Here is a 16,678-nt window from a genome sequence, read left to right as displayed (position 1 = left end):
CAAATGACAGCACGGGTGGGGGCCCGTACATCAAGGGGCGTTTTCAGTGCGTTTTCGACTAACCCTTTCTGCTGCCTTGCTTGGCATCGGTGCCTTCGCGCTTTCTTCCACGGCTCAGGCTGAAAGCATTTCTGAAGCGCTGGCGCTTGCATACGCCAACAATCCGACCCTGAATGCGGCACGCGCTGCATTGCGTGCCACCGATGAACGTGTGCCGCAGGCACTTTCGGGCTGGCGGCCCACCATCACGGCCAATGCATCGGTTGGATCGGTCCGGACCTCCACCAGCGTCGGGCCGGACAACATCCGCAACAATGCGTCCATGTCCCTGTCCATTCAGCAGGCCCTGTTTCGCGGCTTCCGGACGGTGAACTCGACCAAGCAGGCCGAAGCTCTGGTACGTGCACAGCGCGAAAGCCTGAGCGCTACCGAGCAGGATGTGCTGCTCTCCGCCGCCCAGTCCTATGTGAATGTGATCCGCGACACCGCGCTCGTTGCCCTGCAGCGCAGCTCGGTTGACTTCCTGCGCGAGCAGGTGCGCGCATCCAAGGACCAGTTCGAGGTCGGTGAGGGGACCCGCACGGACGTGTCCCAGGCGGAAGCGCGCTACGCTGAAGCTCAGGCCAGCCTCAACTCGGCCATCGCCAATCTCAATGCAAGCCGCGCGGTCTATGAGCAGATCGTTGGCACTGAAGCGCGCAACCTGTCGGCCTCGACGCCGGTTGGCAAGATGATCCCGCGTTCGGTCGAAGAAGCGATCCGTCTGGGCGAAGAGTATCAGCCGCTCCTGCGGCAGGCACAGCATCAGGTTGATGCTGCGGCGTTTAACGTGAAGACGATCGAAGGCGAGCAGCTGCCGACTGTCACGCTGGAAGGCTCCATCGGCCGTGACTGGAAGCCGTCCCAGTCAGTCAGCACCGTCAACTCCGCTTCTGTCGTCGGTCGCGTTTCGGTGCCGCTTTACCAGGGTGGGGCCCTGTCTTCCCGTGTGCGTCAGGCCAAGGAAGAACTCGGGCAGGCTGAAATCCAGCTGGACGTTCTGCGCAATCAGATCCGTGCAAACGTGATCACTGCCTGGGGTGACTATCAGGCGGCAGAGGCTTCGATCACCGCAGCCCAGGCTGCCGTAGAGGCCCAGCAGCTGGCTCTGCAGGGCGTTATCGAGGAACAGCGTGTTGGTCAGCGCACGACGCTCGACGTCCTGGACGCTCAGCGTGAACTGATCACACAGCGCTCGAATCTGGTTACCGCACAGCGCAACCGCATCGTCAGCGCCTACCAGCTGCTGTCGGCTGTTGGCCGTCTCGATGCCGAGTATCTCGGTCTGCAGGTGGCCCGTTATGAGCCCACCGAGCATTACAGCAAGGTGCGCGACAAGTGGTTTGGCATGCGCACGCCGGATGGCCGCTGATGATTCGGCGGCGGTCCGCAAAGTCCCGGTGAACTTAGAGAACGCGCCCTCCTGGGCGCGTTTTTCATTGGTTATGCAGGGCAGCCCGGCAAGTTTTTCCTATTAGAAGGGGATAAGGTGTCTGTGCTGGCCTGTCCGCCTATGATGTTGACAGGCGACTCAGCATAATTCCCTTAACCGAATCGTAACCTTCGAATTCGGTGCCGGTGCGTATGTAATCAGTTCTGGGGGAACTCATGTCGAAGGCCAGTCAGGCGCAGGAACCCTCAATGGAGGAGATTCTCGCCTCCATTCGCCGGATTATTTCCGACGAGGAATCTCCTGCCGCCACCAAGACGGCACAAGCAGCCCCGGAGCCCGTAGCCGAAATGCCGCAACTCAACGAAGTGCCCGAAGAAGAAGCCGGCATGTCGCAGGACGACCTGGACAAGCTGTTCGACATGGCGGGCGACGATGATGATGACGCCGATGCCGCCATCGACGACGACATTGCTGCCTTTGAGGCTGACGAAGACGTTGCCGATGACGATGTTCTTGAATTGACGGAAGAACTGGCCGTCGAGGAAGACGAGGAAGAAGACTCCTTCGCCATGGTGGAGGGCCTGCCCGACACGATGGACGATGACGCGGGCGATATTGGCTTCATGGAAGACGAGGAGGAGCCAGCTCCGGCTCCCAAGGCTGCCCCGCAGCCGGTGCGGTCTTCCGCATCGGAAGGCCTTGCTCCCGTTTCCATGGACAATCTGGATCCGCTGGATGAGGAAACGCCGCTTGTCTCCGACATGGCCGGTGCTGCCGTCAGTGCGGCTTTCGAGAACCTGTCGAGCACCATCCTGTCTGCCAATGCGCGTACGCTTGAGGATCTGGTCAAGGAGATGCTCCGCCCGATGCTGAAGAGCTGGCTGGATCAGAATCTGCCGGTGATGGTTGAGCGTCTCGTCCGCCAGGAAATCGAACGCGTGGTACGCAAGCGCTGATCTGCGGCGGCTTGTTATGTGCCATGCATGACCAGAACGCCGCCTGCGGGCGGCGTTGCCATTTCTGCCTCTCTGCCGGCGCCATTCTGCTCAGGATGTTGACTCGCTGCCCGCCATCCGATTTACACAGGCCCAGATAACGGAAAGTCCCGAGAAGCCCTCATGCTTGACAAGACCTATGACGCAGCGGCCGTCGAGCCGCGGATCACCGAAATGTGGGAAAAGGCCGGAGCCTCGCGCGCCGGAGCGGGCGCTGGTGATGGCGCCCCGTCCTATACGATCGTGATCCCGCCGCCGAACGTGACAGGCTCCCTGCACATGGGCCATGCGCTCAACAACACGCTGCAGGACATTCTGATCCGCTTCGAGCGCATGCGCGGCAAGGACGTTCTGTGGCAGCCGGGCATGGATCACGCAGGCATTGCCACCCAGATGGTTGTCGAGCGCCAGCTCGCCGAGCGCAAGGAGCCGTCGCGCCGCGACATGGGCCGTGACGCCTTCATCGAGCGTGTCTGGAACTGGAAGGGCGAATCCGGCGGGATGATCTTCAACCAGCTGAAGCGCCTTGGCGCGTCCTGTGATTGGGACCGCGAGCGCTTCACCATGGATGAGGGCTTGTCAGCCGCCGTTCTGGAAGTCTTCGTGTCGCTCTTCCGCGATGGCCTGATCTACAAGGACAAGCGCCTCGTCAACTGGGATCCGAAGCTGCTGACCGCGATTTCCGACCTGGAAGTCGTGCAGCAGGAGATCAAGGGCAACCTCTGGCACTTCCGCTATCCGCTGGAAGGCGGTGCCACCTATCAGTATCCGGTTGCCTTCGACGAGGAAGGCAATGCGACGGAGCATGAGACCCGCGATTACATCGTCGTGGCCACCACCCGTCCGGAAACCATGCTGGGCGACACCGCCGTCGCCGTGAATCCGGAAGATCCGCGCTACAAGGATCTGATCGGCAAGCACATCATCCTGCCGCTGGTTGGCCGCCGCGTGCCGATCGTGGGCGATGATTATGCCGATCCCACCGCCGGTTCCGGCGCGGTGAAGATCACCCCGGCGCATGACTTCAATGACTTCGAGGTCGGCAAGCGCCACGATCTGCCGATGATTTCGGTTCTGGACCGTGAAGCGCGGGTCATTCTGGCTGAGAATGCCGAATTCCTCGCCGGCGTTCCGGCCTCTGAGATGCTGGAAGCCACCGTCGCCTCCTTCCACGGGCAGGACCGCTTCGCCGTGCGCAAGGCGCTGGTGGCGCAGATGGAAGAGCAGGGGCTTCTGGACCGCATTGAGGATCATACGCACATGGTGCCGCATGGCGACCGTGGCGGCGTGCCGATCGAGCCGATGCTGACCGACCAGTGGTATGTGGATGCCGCCACACTGGCCAAGCCCGCGATTGCCTCCGTCCGCGAGGGCCGCACCAAGTTCGTTCCGTCCAACTGGGACAAGACCTATTACGAGTGGATGGAGAACATCCAGCCCTGGTGCATCTCGCGCCAGCTGTGGTGGGGCCACCAGATCCCGGCCTGGTACGGGCCGGATGGCAAGATCTTCGTCGAGAAGACAGAAGCTGAAGCACTGAAGGCGGCTGCGGCCCATTATGGCAAGCCGGTTGAAATGGCGGCCATGGAACAGGCGCTGGCAGCCTGGGAAGCCGGGGCAGGGGAGAGCGTTCTCCTCTACCGCGACGAGGACGTGCTCGACACCTGGTTCTCCTCCGCCCTGTGGCCGTTCTCGACGCTCGGCTGGCCGGACAAGACGCCGGAGCTGGCGCGCTATTTCCCGACGTCGGTGCTGATCACCGGCTTCGACATCATCTTCTTCTGGGTCGCCCGCATGATGATGATGTCGCTGCACTTCATGAAGACCGAGCCTTTCGAGACCGTCTACATTCATGCCCTCGTCCGTGACGAGAAGGGGCAGAAGATGTCGAAGTCCAAGGGCAACGTCATCGACCCGCTGAAACTGATCGACGAGTTCGGTGCCGACGCGCTGCGCTTCACGCTGGCGGCCATGGCTGCACAGGGCCGTGACATCAAGCTTGCCACCAGCCGCGTCGGCGGGTACCGCAACTTTGCCACCAAGCTGTGGAATGCGGCCCGCTTTGCGGAAATGAACGGCTGCAAGCGCGTCGCCGGCTTCGATCCGGCCCGTGCCACCCATACACTCAACCGCTGGATCGCCACGGAAGTCGGCCGCTGCGCCGAGGAAGTGCGCGAGGCTCTGGAGGCCTACCGCTTCAATGATGCGGCCAATGGCGTCTACCGTTTCGTCTGGAACACCTATTGCGACTGGTTCCTGGAACTGGCCAAGCCCGTGTTCAACGGCACGGATGAAGCCGCCAAGGCTGAGATCCGGGCGACCGCTGCCTGGACCCTGGATGAAATCCTGAAGATCCTCCACCCCTTCATGCCCTTCCTGACGGAAGAGCTGTGGGCGCGCCTGGGTGAGGAAACAGGGGCTCCGGACCAGATCCTGATGCTCACCCGCTGGCCTGCCCCTGCGCTGGTCGATGCGGCAGCGGCTGAAGAGATCAACTGGCTGGTTGGCCTCATTTCCGAAATCCGGTCCGTCCGTTCGGAAATGAACGTGCCTGCCGGTGCGCAAATCCCGGTGGTGCTGGTCGGGGCAGGTGATGTGACGGCTGCGAGGGTGAAGACTCACGAGGCCGCCATCCTGCGCCTTGCCCGCGCCGAAAGCCTGACGCTGGCGGATGAGCTGCCGAAGGGCGCAGCGCAGATCATTGTTGGCGATGCCACGGTCTGTCTGCCGCTGGCCGGTGTCATCGATCTGGGCGCCGAAAAGGCGCGTCTCGCCAAGGACCTCGCGAAGCTGGAAGACGAGATCGGCCGTATCGAGAAGAAGCTCTCCAATCCGGCCTTTGTCGAGAAGGCAAAGGAAGAGGTTGTCGAAGGAGAGCGCGAGAAGCTGGCCGAGCTTTCCGCCCGCAAGACGCAGGTGCAGACGGCCGTCAGCCGCCTGGCTTCGCTGGGCTGATAAACATCCTTGCGCGGCAGCGGAACCCGTTGCCGCGCAAGGGGTTGCCTTCCGGCAGCCGCAATCGGGTGTTACGCCCGCCAGAACAAGAGAGTTGCCAGGGACAATCATGCGGCAAATCAACAGGATGAAGAGCACGCCGGTCTTCGGCTCAGCCCTTGCTGGCGCCCTTTGCTGCGCCCTTGCCGCAGTGCCCGCCCGTGCTGATGTCATCGAGAACCCGGTGGCCGTCTTCTCCGGTCTCGACAAGATCACCGGGCGTATCACGTCGTTTGATGTCTATATCGGCGAGACAGTTCAGTTTGGCGCGCTGCAGGTGACGCCGCGCGTCTGCCACACCCGGCCGCAGACCGAAAATCCGCTGACCACGGCTTTCGTGCAGGTGGATGAGGTCACGCTCAACAATCAGATCCAGCGCATTTTTTCTGGCTGGATGTTCGCCGCAAGCCCCGGCCTGCATGGTGTCGAGCATGCCGTTTATGACGTGTGGCTGACCGACTGCCGCCAGACCTCCACCGTGCCGCCTCCCGCCGGCTATTCCGGCCCCCCTGTAACGGTGGTGGAAGAGGGGGCAGACACACTTGGTGGCGGCGCAGGAGCGGGCGAACAAACTGAGGGCGCAATGGGTGCTGTGCCCGCACCGCGGCCCAAACCGCCTCTGTTCTGATCACTGCCATGCCTGCCGGAGAGGATCCGGCGGGCACATCGCCTTGGCCTGCCCTCCAGTGGCAATAAGTTCAGGCAGCCACCGTATCCACGATCCAGTTCCACGCCACACGGACCGAATCGGCAGCCCCCTGGAAGAAGGCAACGATGCCGTGCCAGACGGTTTCGCCCGCCTTTGCCAGCTGCACCAGGAGGGAAGGCTGCTGCGGCGGCGCCTGGACCAGCTCGACAGCGGTCTTGCCTTCCTCATCATCCACCACGCGGCGCGTGATCATCTGACCGGCTTCTGGCGGGACACGCGATTCGTCCTTGGCTGCGACGAGCGTGCCCTCCGGGGCAGTAAGCGGGCTCACGACGATGGCGCGGCCATCGGGAAGGAGATGGGTTTCATTCTGCGCGACTTCTGAGGCGTAGATGACTTCGCCCTCTGAGTCGATCAGTTCGACCCAGATCACCTTGCGGCCCTGGATGTCGACCGGTCCAACCCAGATGGACGTATCCTCACCGGCCGCTGGCCCAGCGCCAAGGCTGGCGAGCGTGACGGAGAGATTGTCCTCAGGCAGCACATGCCGTTCCGATTTGGGAGCGGCAAGCGCGAGCGGTGCGGCAGAAAGCATGATGGCAACTGCCGGAATGATGGCTTTCTTTACGAGACGATGCGTCATTGTTGCCTCCCTCGGCATGACAGTCACGTCTGAACACAGATCACGGCACCGTTTTTTTAAGGCTTGAAGTGCACCTCGTCTTTTTGACAGGTGACTTGATACTCCGGTTGCTGTGATGCAGCCATTATTACGCCATTTCCCTTAAGATAGATGTTGTGCGAATCACAAAATGACGTGGTTTCTGATCTTTCCTGATCGGCTGCTGCCGGGGCTTTATGTCTCCGGCCTGGCTCAGTTCCTTGATTTCGCTCCTGTTTTCAGGGGTACTACGGTTTCTGGCCGGAAAAAGCCGTCCGCTTCAACTTGCCGTGATGCCCGGCTTGTCCCAGATCAAAGTGTTAACGCATGCGGGAGGCTAAGGTTCCGAAGTGAACGCCGGAAGAGAGGGCGGCGGGGCAGGTGTCTCAGAGTTGACCGGCCGGGCTCATCTTCTAAAAAGAATTCTGTAACCCGGAATTAGAATAATGACAGCCTGCGGCATTTTAAACTATGTGTTGGAGCGCTACCTTGCGCTACATGGTGCAAGGGCTCGAGGCTGTCAGGCTTCGGATCACAGGACGCGTGAGTGGGGTGGGGCAACTTCCCCTTATCAGATCCGCCTGGGAGGGCTGGCCAGATGATGACCGGCTCTGGACACAAGGGCTTGCAGGACGCCAACGGCGGGCGCGGGTTGCGTCTGCTTGAGAAGAAGAGGGAATACGCCATGGACTTCGAGAGCTTCTTTGCGCAGGCGCTGGACGGCTTGCGGGAGGACGGCAACTATCGCGTATTCGCTGATCTGAAGCGTCATTCGGGCGAGTTTCCCAAGGCGACCCGCTTCCGCGAAGATGGCTCCACTCATGAAGTGACCGTGTGGTGCTCCAACGACTACCTGGGCATGGGGCAGCATCCGGATGTTGTCACCGCCATGAAGGATGCGATCGACACCTGCGGCGCAGGCGCTGGCGGCACACGTAATATCTCGGGCACCAACCACTACCATGTCCAGCTTGAGCACGAGCTCGCGGATCTGCATGGCAAGGAGTCGGCGCTCATCTTCACCTCGGGCTACGTTTCCAACTGGGCAGCCCTTGGCACGCTGGCATCCAAAATCCCCGGCTGCATCGTCTATTCCGATGCGCTGAACCATGCCTCCATGATCGAAGGCATCCGCCACAGCCGCGCGGAAAAGCGCGTGTGGAAGCACAACAGCCCGGAAGACCTGGAGCGCAAGCTGGCCGCCGATGATCCGGCTGCTCCCAAGCTCGTTGCCTTCGAGAGCGTCTATTCGATGGATGGCGACATCGCTCCCATCAAGGAAATCTGCGACGTGGCCGAACGCTATGGCGCGATGACTTATCTTGATGAAGTGCATGCCGTCGGCCTCTACGGCCCGCGCGGCGGCGGCATCGCCGAGCGGGAAGGCCTGATGGACCGTCTGACGGTCATCGAAGGCACGCTTGGCAAGGCCTTTGGTGTCATGGGCGGCTACATCACCGGCTCGCGCCAGCTTTGCGACTTCGTGCGCTCCTTCGCCTCCGGCTTCATCTTCACCACGGCGCTGCCGCCGTCACTGGCAGCCGGTGCTACAGCGTCGATCCGCCACCTGAAGCAGAGCACGGCCGAGCGCGAAGCACATCAGGACCGGGTGGCCCGCCTGCGGAGCCTGCTGGACCGCCGCGGCATCCCGCATATGGACAACCCCAGCCACATCGTTCCGGTGATGGTGGGCAATGCGTCCAAGTGCAAGTGGATCTCGGACATCCTGCTCGACAACTACGGCATCTATGTCCAGCCGATCAATTACCCGACCGTACCGAAGGGCACCGAGCGGTTGCGCATCACGCCGACGCCGTTCCATTCGGATGCAGATATCGACCATCTGGTCGGCGCACTGAATGCCCTGTGGTCGCGCTGCGCCCTGGCCCGCGCCGTCGCCTGATCCGGCAAGGGATTGAACATCACGGAAAGCGCTGGCTGCAAGGCTGGCGCTTTCTGCTTTTCATAGGAGGGCGCCGAGATGCTCATCCTTGGCTCTGGGCGGTCCTGATGCTATGACGTCTCCTGCACTGCATATTTTGCAGCCGCTTCCAGCTTTTTATTCAAAGGGTTTCAATCATGCGTACTGCACTCGTGACGGGTTCGGCCGGCTTCATCGGTTATTTTCTCTGCACCCGGCTGCTGGAAGAGGGGTTCCGCGTAATCGGTCTTGATGCCATGACGGACTATTATGACGTGCGGCTCAAGGAGCGCCGTCATCAGATGCTGCTCCAGAACGAGCATTTCAGCGCTGTCACGGGCCGTGTCGAGGACGGGGAACTGGTGCGGTCGCTGTTCGAGGCCAACCGCCCTGACGTGGTCGTGCATCTGGCCGCACAGGCAGGGGTGCGTTACTCCATAGAGGCGCCGCGCTCCTATCTCGACAGCAACATCGCCGGCACATTCGAGATGCTCGAGGCCGCGAGAGCCTTCCCGCCGCAGCACCTGCTGATTGCCTCCACCTCTTCGGCCTATGGCGCCAACACGGATATGCCATTTCAGGAAACGGCGAAGGCTGACCACCAGATGTCCTTCTACGCGGCGACGAAGAAGGCCTGTGAGGTCATGGCCCATTCCTATTCCCACCTTTATGGTACCCCCATCACCATGTTCCGTTTCTTCACGGTCTATGGCCCCTGGGGGCGCCCGGACATGGCGCTTTTCAAATTCACCAAGTCGATCCTCGAAGGCCAGCCGATCGAAGTCTATAACTACGGCGACATGAGCCGGGACTTCACCTATGTGGAGGATCTGGTGGAAGGTATCCGCCTGCTGATCGAAGCGGCTCCGGTGAGACCCGAAGAGGGGGCAGGCGTGCCGGAAGGCGATAGCCTGTCACCTGTCGCTCCGTGGCGGGTTGTCAACATAGGCAATTCGGAAAGCGTGCAGCTGACCGAGTTCATCGCTGCCATCGAAGAGGCGACGGGCCGCGCGGCGGAACGCAAGCTGATGCCGATGCAGGCCGGTGACGTACCGGCGACCTGGGCCGATGCAAGCCTGTTACAGACGCTCACCGGTTACCGCCCCCGCACGGGCGTGCGCGAGGGCGTGGCGAAATTCGTGAAATGGTACCGCGAGTACTACAAGATCTGACCGAAGCGTGGCGGTCAGATCTGTGTGCGGTCAAGCGGCCTGTGTCCGAATGCGCTCCGCCTGAACACTCTCTGGGGCCAGGCCGCGCAGGGCCATATCGATAGATTGCTGAATCAGTGTATGCGGATCGCCAAGGTCTATTTCCGTAACACTGAGCAGCAGCACGACGGCGCCATGGACAGCTCCCCAAAGCAGATGGGTTGCCTGGGCAGGGTCCATGTGCCGGATCGAACCTTCCTCCATGGCTGATGCCATGCGGGCCTTCACCAGTTCGTACCCTTTGAGGTTTTCGGTCGTCCGGCACAGTTCCACCTGACGGCTGATTTCGATATCGAGAAAAATCAGCCGGAAGCGGTCCTGATCCTCCAATGCGAATTCGCCATAGGAGAGGAGCAGCTCGCGCAGGATGTCGATTGAGGGCAGGGGCTTCGCGTTGATGGTCTGGGAGCGCGCGTTCAGCCGGTCAATCGCGCCGGAGCAATAAGCGATCATCAGATGCTGCTTCGTCGGGAAGTAGCGGTAGAGCGCTCCTGCCGTGAGGTTGAGGCCCTCGGCCAGCTTGCGCATGGACAGCGCAGCATAGCCCTCGGCAGCAACGATGCGTGCGGTTTCCGCCAGAATGCGGGCCTGAACGGCTGCAAGTTCTTCATCGGTCATTGCTGGTCTTGGCATGATGTTACCTGATCGCGTTCAATGAATGAGTTCAATAAACGCGTTTATATCTGGTCTATATCCCGGTCAATTGAAAAACGCTGTTGATCGCTTTTATTTTGAACGCGTTTACACTAGGTCCGGAGCTGGTGTTCAGGCAAGTGGCAGCTGAACCGTATCAGTTCCCGCTGCCCGATGCTGACGAGGCCCGGAGGAAGGGCCCTGCCTGTATCAGAAGCACGCCAGCCACCACGAGAAGGATGCCGACGAGGCGTGAGGGCGAAATATCACGGGCGCTGAAACCCATGAGACCGTAGGCATCGACCAGAAGCGAAGCGGCAAGCTGCCCGGCAATCACGGCGGTCATGAAACCGGCCGCCCCGAGTTTCGGCGCAACCAGAATTGCGGCCGTGATGTAGATGACCCCTGCAAGGCCGCCAGCCCAGATCCATTTGGGCTGTCCGGCAAGGTTGCCGAGACTGGGGAAAGGGACCTTCATCGCGAGCATCACCGGAATGACGCAGAGCATGCTCACGCCAAGGGAAACCACTGTGGCCCAGAGCGGATGGCCGAGGGCGCGGCCCATGGCGGCATTTGCGCCAGCCTGAAAGGGGACGACTGCGCCCGCAAGGAGGGCTGTGCCAAGAAGGGCGAATGGGGCTTGAAACTGCATCGGACTGTCCTTTTTGATGAACTTCGATCCCGGTTTAGGTATAGTTTTTGCGAATGTGAAATTCGTATCAGGCAGATAAACATGCATCAGGTGCATAGTCTGAGGTCGGTTGACCTCAATCTTCTGGTGGTACTCGACGCGCTTCTGACGGAACGCCATGTTTCGCGCGCTGCCGCACGGCTGAACATGAGCCAGCCCGCTGTCAGCCACGCTCTTGCGCGGCTGCGGGAGCTGCTGGGGGATCCGCTGCTGGTGCGCCAGGGTGGCGGGCTTGTTCCGACCATCCGGGCGCTGGAAATCGCCCAGCCGCTGGCGGATGCGCTGGCCGGAGTGCGCAGTGTGCTGGGACCGCAGGGTTTCGACCCGCAAGGCACCCGCCACCGGTTCCGCCTGTCCATGTCGGATTATGGCGGGGCCATGCTGCTGCCGAATCTGGTGCGCGATCTGCGGCAGCATGCGCCGGGCATCGACCTTGCGATCAGCCAGTTCAGCCGTGAAGCCATGGCCGCCGGTGTCTGCGATGGTGATCTGGATCTCGGGCTCGGGGTGTTCCCCGTTCTGCCGCCGCAGGTCAGGTCGGAGCTGATCATCAACGATGACTATGCCTGCCTGCTGGACCGGCGGACGCTCGAGGGAAAGCCGCTGGATGCCGCCATGTATTTCTCGCGGCCTCATGCCATGGTCGCCATGCGCGATGATACCATCAACGAGGTTGACGAAACGCTGGCCCGTTCTGGACATACCCGGCGGCTTGCACTGGTGCTGCCGCACTGGGGCGTCGCGCCGGAGCTGATCGCGGGCACGGACCTTATTCTCACGGTTGCCAGAGGCAGCCTGCGGGACCTTATTCTGGACGATCATCTGATCATCCTGCCTGCGCCCATACCGCTGCCGCCTGTTCCCTACGTTCAGATCTGGCACAAGAGCCGCGACAGGGACCCGGCCCTGCGCTGGCTGCGCGCGCGGATCCTGCAGGCCGCAGGGCAGGGGGCGGAACTGCAGCGGAAGGATGGCCGAAGGGGCTGACAGGGGCCTTGCGGGCTTTTCCGGCAGGCCTGTTCAACAGTCCCCATGCAGACGCTTATAAAACTGGATTTTTAAAGTAGACTTTTGCTAAAGACGGAACACGGCAGCGGGAATAACGCCAAATGCTGCCGTGAGAGATTTCTGTCCGTTCGGGCCTGTGGGTGAGCGGCGAAGCTCCCGGCTGGTTCCCGCCCTGATTGGTTCCTGCATGGCTGAAGACAAGAAGAAGAGTATGCTTGACTGCTTCGTGTCCAGTTACACGGAGCTGTCGCGCCATCTCTCGCGCCGCTTCGGCCGTGACCTCGATGCGCAGGACGTGATGCAGGATACCTATCTGCGGCTTGATGCGATTCCTGCCGGGAGCGACATCCGTAATCCGCGGTCCTATCTCTTCCGCATGGCGAACAATGTTGCGGCGGACCGGCTGCGCGGCCAGCGTTCTGCCGTGAGCTGCGCGCCCAGTGAGGAACTGGCCGCTGCCGTGGATGACAGCGCCTCGCCGGAGCAGATCACCGACTACCGCCAGCGCCTCTCGCGCCTGCAGGAGGCAATCGGGGAGTTGCCGCCGCGCCAGAAGCAGGTGCTTCTGATGCACAAGTTCGATGGCCTGACGCACACGCAAATTGCGGCTGAACTGGGCATCACGAAAAGCGCCGTCGAGAAGCTGATCATGAAGGCGCTTGCGCATCTGCGCGACCGGATGGGTACACTCATTGACTGAATCCGGCAAAAAGATGCGCGACATGGGTGAGGTAAGGCGCTGCCTGATCCGTCTATGGGAAGGATATGCCCGCAAGGGCGTGCCGTGCGGCCGCGCACGGGGAAACTGCCGGTGGCCATGATGGGTTCGACGAAGACTGACAGACAGAAAGAAGCCCGCGATGCGGCTCTGAGCTGGTTCACTCGTCTCAACTCCGGTGATGCGGGAGATGAGGATCGCACCAGCCATGCGCGCTGGATGGCGGCCGATCCGATGCATCAGGCCGAATATGCGCGGCTTGCCCGGATCTGGCGGGATCTGGATCAGATTACGGATCCGCGCGAAGCGCTGGATATGTCCGCAGCCATGATTCCGCCCTCCGCCCTGACGGGTTTCGCCTCACGCCGGGCGTTCCTGACCGCAGGGGCTGCAGCGCTGGCTGCTGCCAGTGTGGCAGTTGTCGCCAGCCCCCCGGACTTCCTGACAAGCGATCATGTCACCGGCACGGGCGAGCAGCGCAGCTTGACGCTGGAAGATGGCAGCCGGGTGGACCTTGATGCAGATACGGCCATTGCCCTGGATTTCAGCGAAACCGAACGAAAGATCCGCCTGCTGCGCGGGCGCGCCTTCTTCGAAGTTGCCAAAGATCCCGGACGTTCCTTTACCGTGCTGGCGGCTGCCGGTTCCACAACCGCGCTCGGGACCCGTTTCGTTGTTCATGAATGGAATGGCTCAGTCACCGTCTCGGTCGAGGAAAGCGCCGTTTCGGTGGTGGGGCCGGACAAGTCAGATACTGTCGTGAAAGCGGGCGAACTTGTCACGTATGATGATGTGCATCTGGGCCAGATCCGCCCTGTGGACATGGAAGCGGAAATCGCCTGGCGGCGGGGCAAGCTGATCTTTGAAGACAGGCCGCTGCGGCAGGTGCTGGCGGATGTGAACCGCTACCGTTCCGGCACGATCCGGGTGACGGACAGCCGCCTGCTGAACATGCGTGTCAGCGGCATCTTCGACATCCGCAATCCGGACGGCGTTCTGGAGGCGATCCGCCAGACGCTGCCTGTGAGAAGCTTCCAGATCTCGCCCTGGCTGGTCGTGTTGCATCCGGCGTGAGCAGGCCGGATACGGCAGAAAAGAAACCTGAAAATTATTTTCCACTTTGGGGGTGAGGTGGCCTGCCTCTGAAACCGTCCTTGCATCAGACGGGTGCGTTCGCGCCCGCACAAGAATGCAAATGCAAGAGTTGGACAGGGGTCATGGCAAAGCAGTTTGGGCAAAGGGCATCGAGGGCGCGGGCAGCGCGGATGGGCGGTTTCGGTCTGGCGCTTCTGGCGTCAACGGCAGTTTTCGCCGTAAGTGTGGTCTGCACTGGTCCGGCAGCGGCGCAGCAGGCGGCCAGTGTCAGTTACTCCGTTCCGGCTGGCCCGCTGGGCACAGCGATCTCCCGCTTTGGCGACCGGTCCAACCTGCAGGTGCTCTATCCGGCGGCTCTGGTGCGGGGCAAGACGTCGCCCGGCGTTTCCGGCACGCTGACGCCGTCGGAGGCACTCAACCGGATTCTGGCTGGAACCGGCCTCTCATACCGTTTCACCGCCGCCAATACCGTGACCATCATCGATCCGGCCGCAGCTGCCGCAGGCGCCACGGCGGAGGGGGCGACGCAGCTGCAGACGGTGACCATTGAGGGCGAAAACGCCTGGGGCCCGGTCAATGGCATCGTAGCCACCCAGAGCGCGACAGGGACCAAGACCGGAACTTCGCTCAGGAACACGCCGCAAGCTGTCAACGTTGTCACCCGCGACGAGATGGCGGAGAAGGGCGCTTCGACCATCACGCAGGCGATGCGCTACACGCCCGGCGTTGTCACTCAATATGCCGATACGGATGTGCGCCACGACTGGCTGACGGTGCGGGGGTTCACGCCGGGGCGCTACAAGGACGGCCTGCGCCTGCCTTTCGGGGCACGCGGCTATTCTCAGCCCAGGATCGAGCCCTTCGGGCTGGAGCGCGCAGAGGTTCTGAAAGGACCGGCTTCGGTTCTCTACGGTCAGGGGCAGCCGGGCGGCATGCTGAACATGGTCAGCAAGCGGCCGCGCAATGAGGAGATCCGCGAAGTCGAGCTGCAATATGGCAGCCACAACCGATTCCAGACCGCTTTCGATTTTGGCGGAAAGCTGGATCAGGACGGCGCTATGCTCTACCGGATCGTTGGCGTGGGGCGCCTCAGCGGCACCCAGTATGATCATGTGGAAGAGAAGAAGGGCTACATCGCCCCGTCGTTCACCTTCAAGCTGTTCGATGCCACGACTCTGACGGTTCTGGGCGAGTACCAGAAGATCGACTCCCCGGGCGGCGGCGGCGCTCCGGCGCTGCCCGCCAATGGCACGCTGTACACCAGCACCTATTCCGCCCTTCCGCGCAGCGCCTTCGTCGGCGAACCGGGCTATGACAAGTTCGAGAACGAGCAGGCCTTCATCGGCTATGAGTTCAGCCATGAGTTCAACGATACATGGTCGTTCAGGCAGAACCTGCGCTACGGCTTCGTCGATACCGATACACAGCGCGTGCAGGCCTTCTGCCGGTCTGCGGCAAGTTGCGACCCGTCCTCGCTAGGGCGCTATGCATGGGCCTTCCCCGAAACTTCGAACCTCTTCACCGTCGACAACAACGCGATTGCGCGGTTCAACACCGGCGATGCGAAGCACACTATGCTGCTCGGCTTCGATTATTCCTTCGAGGACAGCTCTTTCGAAGAATCGGCTCTGTCCGGGATCTCCAAGCCTTTTAATGCTTACAATCCAGTCTTCGGCGCCACAAATATTACCCGTCCTGCGACGGCGTTCTGGATCGATCAGCAACGGTCGCAAGCAGGGCTCTACGCGCAGGACCAGATCGAGTGGAACAACTTCGTCCTGTCCCTTGGCGGACGGTATGACTGGGCAGACACCGATACCCGGAACCGGACGGCCTCTACCAATACCTCGGTGAAACAGCAGGACGGCAAGTTCACTTGGCGCGCGGGCCTCGTCTACAATTTCGACAATGGTCTGTCGCCCTACGCCAGCTATTCGACATCCTTCAATCCGGCAAGCGGCACGGATCGCGGCGGTTCGCCGTTTAATCCGACCACTGGCGAGCAGTTTGAGGCCGGTATCAAGTTCCAGCCCAATGGCATGAACAGCTTCATCACCCTGTCTGCCTATCAGCTGACCCAGCAGAATGTGCTCACGCCTGATCCGGTCAACACCAGCTTCAACGTGCAGACCGGCGAGGTGCGCATGCGCGGCATCGAGCTGGAAGGCAAGGCCGAACTCGCAGCAGGTCTCTCGCTCACAGGCGCCTATGCCTATACGGACAGCGAGATCACCCGCGACACCCGCAACGAAGGCAAGCGTCTGGCTTTCGTGCCCGAGCATCAGGCATCGCTGTGGCTGGATTATACAGTTCAGTCCGACAAGGCCTGGGGCGGGCTCAGCTTCGGCGGCGGTGCCCGCTACATGGGCCAGACATTCGGCGACAATGCCAACGCCTTCGATGTGCCGGACTACACGCTGTTTGATGCGGCGCTGCGCTATGACTTCGGCAAGGTGGACCCGAAGCTTGCCGGACTGAAGACCTCGCTGAATGTCAGCAATATCTTTGACGACAAGTATGTCGCCACTTGCCTTGGGCTGACAGGCTGCTACTGGGGCGAGGGCCGCACGGTCTATGCCACGCTGAAATACAGCTGGTAATGCCGGATCGGATAATCGCCGGACCCAATACTCTGACGCGGCGGCAATTTGCCGCCGCGTTGCTTGGGTT

13 protein-coding genes are annotated in these 16,678 nt (G+C 61.6%); 10 read left to right on the top strand and 3 right to left on the bottom strand.

The window, feature by feature from the left end:
- Positions 1-46: 46 nt before the first annotated feature.
- The 4 genes from V6L75_RS11790 to V6L75_RS11775 all read left to right on the top strand — a co-directional run bounded on the left by V6L75_RS11790 (position 47) and on the right by V6L75_RS11775 (position 6,049).
- A complete protein-coding gene (locus V6L75_RS11790; protein WP_334251711.1) occupies positions 47-1,411 on the top strand; it encodes a TolC family outer membrane protein in 1,365 nt (454 codons plus the stop codon).
- A 236-nt stretch (positions 1,412-1,647) separates the two neighbouring features.
- Positions 1,648-2,388 (top strand): PopZ family protein, encoded by a 741-nt coding sequence (locus V6L75_RS11785; RefSeq protein WP_334251710.1) that lies wholly within the window; start codon positions 1,648-1,650, stop codon positions 2,386-2,388.
- Positions 2,389-2,550: 162 nt separating this feature from the next.
- A complete protein-coding gene (locus V6L75_RS11780) occupies positions 2,551-5,382 on the top strand; it encodes a valine--tRNA ligase (protein ID WP_334251709.1) in 2,832 nt (943 codons plus the stop codon).
- Positions 5,383-5,509: 127 nt separating this feature from the next.
- Positions 5,510-6,049, top strand: coding sequence for a DUF2155 domain-containing protein (locus V6L75_RS11775; RefSeq protein WP_334251708.1), 540 nt, complete (start codon positions 5,510-5,512; stop codon positions 6,047-6,049).
- A gap of 70 nt (positions 6,050-6,119) precedes the next feature.
- Here V6L75_RS11775 and V6L75_RS11770 read toward each other — a convergent pair whose 3' ends face one another.
- On the bottom strand, positions 6,120-6,713 hold the full coding sequence (locus V6L75_RS11770) for a hypothetical protein (protein ID WP_334251707.1): 594 nt from the start codon (positions 6,711-6,713) through the stop codon (positions 6,120-6,122).
- A 703-nt stretch (positions 6,714-7,416) separates the two neighbouring features.
- On the opposite strand from V6L75_RS11770, the gene hemA reads away from it, so the two are divergent.
- Entirely contained in the window at positions 7,417-8,634 is a 1,218-nt protein-coding gene (hemA, locus tag V6L75_RS11765) for a 5-aminolevulinate synthase (protein WP_334251742.1), read from the top strand.
- 176 nt (positions 8,635-8,810) lie between these two features.
- Positions 8,811-9,824, top strand: coding sequence for an SDR family NAD(P)-dependent oxidoreductase (locus V6L75_RS11760; RefSeq protein WP_334251706.1), 1,014 nt, complete (start codon positions 8,811-8,813; stop codon positions 9,822-9,824).
- A gap of 30 nt (positions 9,825-9,854) precedes the next feature.
- On the opposite strand, the gene V6L75_RS11755 is transcribed toward V6L75_RS11760, so the two are convergent.
- Positions 9,855-10,481 carry a TetR/AcrR family transcriptional regulator gene (locus V6L75_RS11755; RefSeq protein WP_334251705.1) on the bottom strand — a complete coding sequence of 209 codons (627 nt, stop codon included), beginning with the start codon at positions 10,479-10,481 and terminating at the stop codon, positions 9,855-9,857.
- Between the two features lie 172 nt (positions 10,482-10,653).
- Positions 10,654-11,148, bottom strand: coding sequence for a DMT family transporter (locus tag V6L75_RS11750; RefSeq protein ID WP_334251704.1), 495 nt, complete (start codon positions 11,146-11,148; stop codon positions 10,654-10,656).
- Positions 11,149-11,229: 81 nt separating this feature from the next.
- Here V6L75_RS11750 and V6L75_RS11745 point away from each other — a divergent pair, with 81 nt between their 5' ends.
- The 4 genes from V6L75_RS11745 to V6L75_RS11730 all read left to right on the top strand — a co-directional run bounded on the left by V6L75_RS11745 (position 11,230) and on the right by V6L75_RS11730 (position 16,608).
- Positions 11,230-12,174: a LysR substrate-binding domain-containing protein gene (locus tag V6L75_RS11745; protein WP_334251703.1), complete on the top strand. Its 945-nt coding sequence runs from the start codon at positions 11,230-11,232 to the stop codon at positions 12,172-12,174.
- A gap of 232 nt (positions 12,175-12,406) precedes the next feature.
- On the top strand, positions 12,407-12,895 hold the full coding sequence (locus tag V6L75_RS11740) for an RNA polymerase sigma factor (protein ID WP_334251702.1): 489 nt from the start codon (positions 12,407-12,409) through the stop codon (positions 12,893-12,895).
- 117 nt (positions 12,896-13,012) lie between these two features.
- Entirely contained in the window at positions 13,013-13,987 is a 975-nt protein-coding gene (locus V6L75_RS11735; RefSeq protein WP_334251701.1) for a FecR family protein, read from the top strand.
- Between the two features lie 143 nt (positions 13,988-14,130).
- Positions 14,131-16,608 (top strand): TonB-dependent siderophore receptor, encoded by a 2,478-nt coding sequence (locus V6L75_RS11730; RefSeq protein ID WP_334251700.1) that lies wholly within the window; start codon positions 14,131-14,133, stop codon positions 16,606-16,608.
- The last annotated feature ends 70 nt before the right edge of the window (positions 16,609-16,678 follow it).

Source organism: Pannonibacter anstelovis (assembly GCF_036881715.1).
Lineage (GTDB): Bacteria > Pseudomonadota > Alphaproteobacteria > Rhizobiales > Stappiaceae > Pannonibacter > Pannonibacter anstelovis.
The sequence above is the reverse complement of the archived record's forward strand: the minus strand, read 5'-3'. Positions and strand labels throughout refer to the sequence as shown.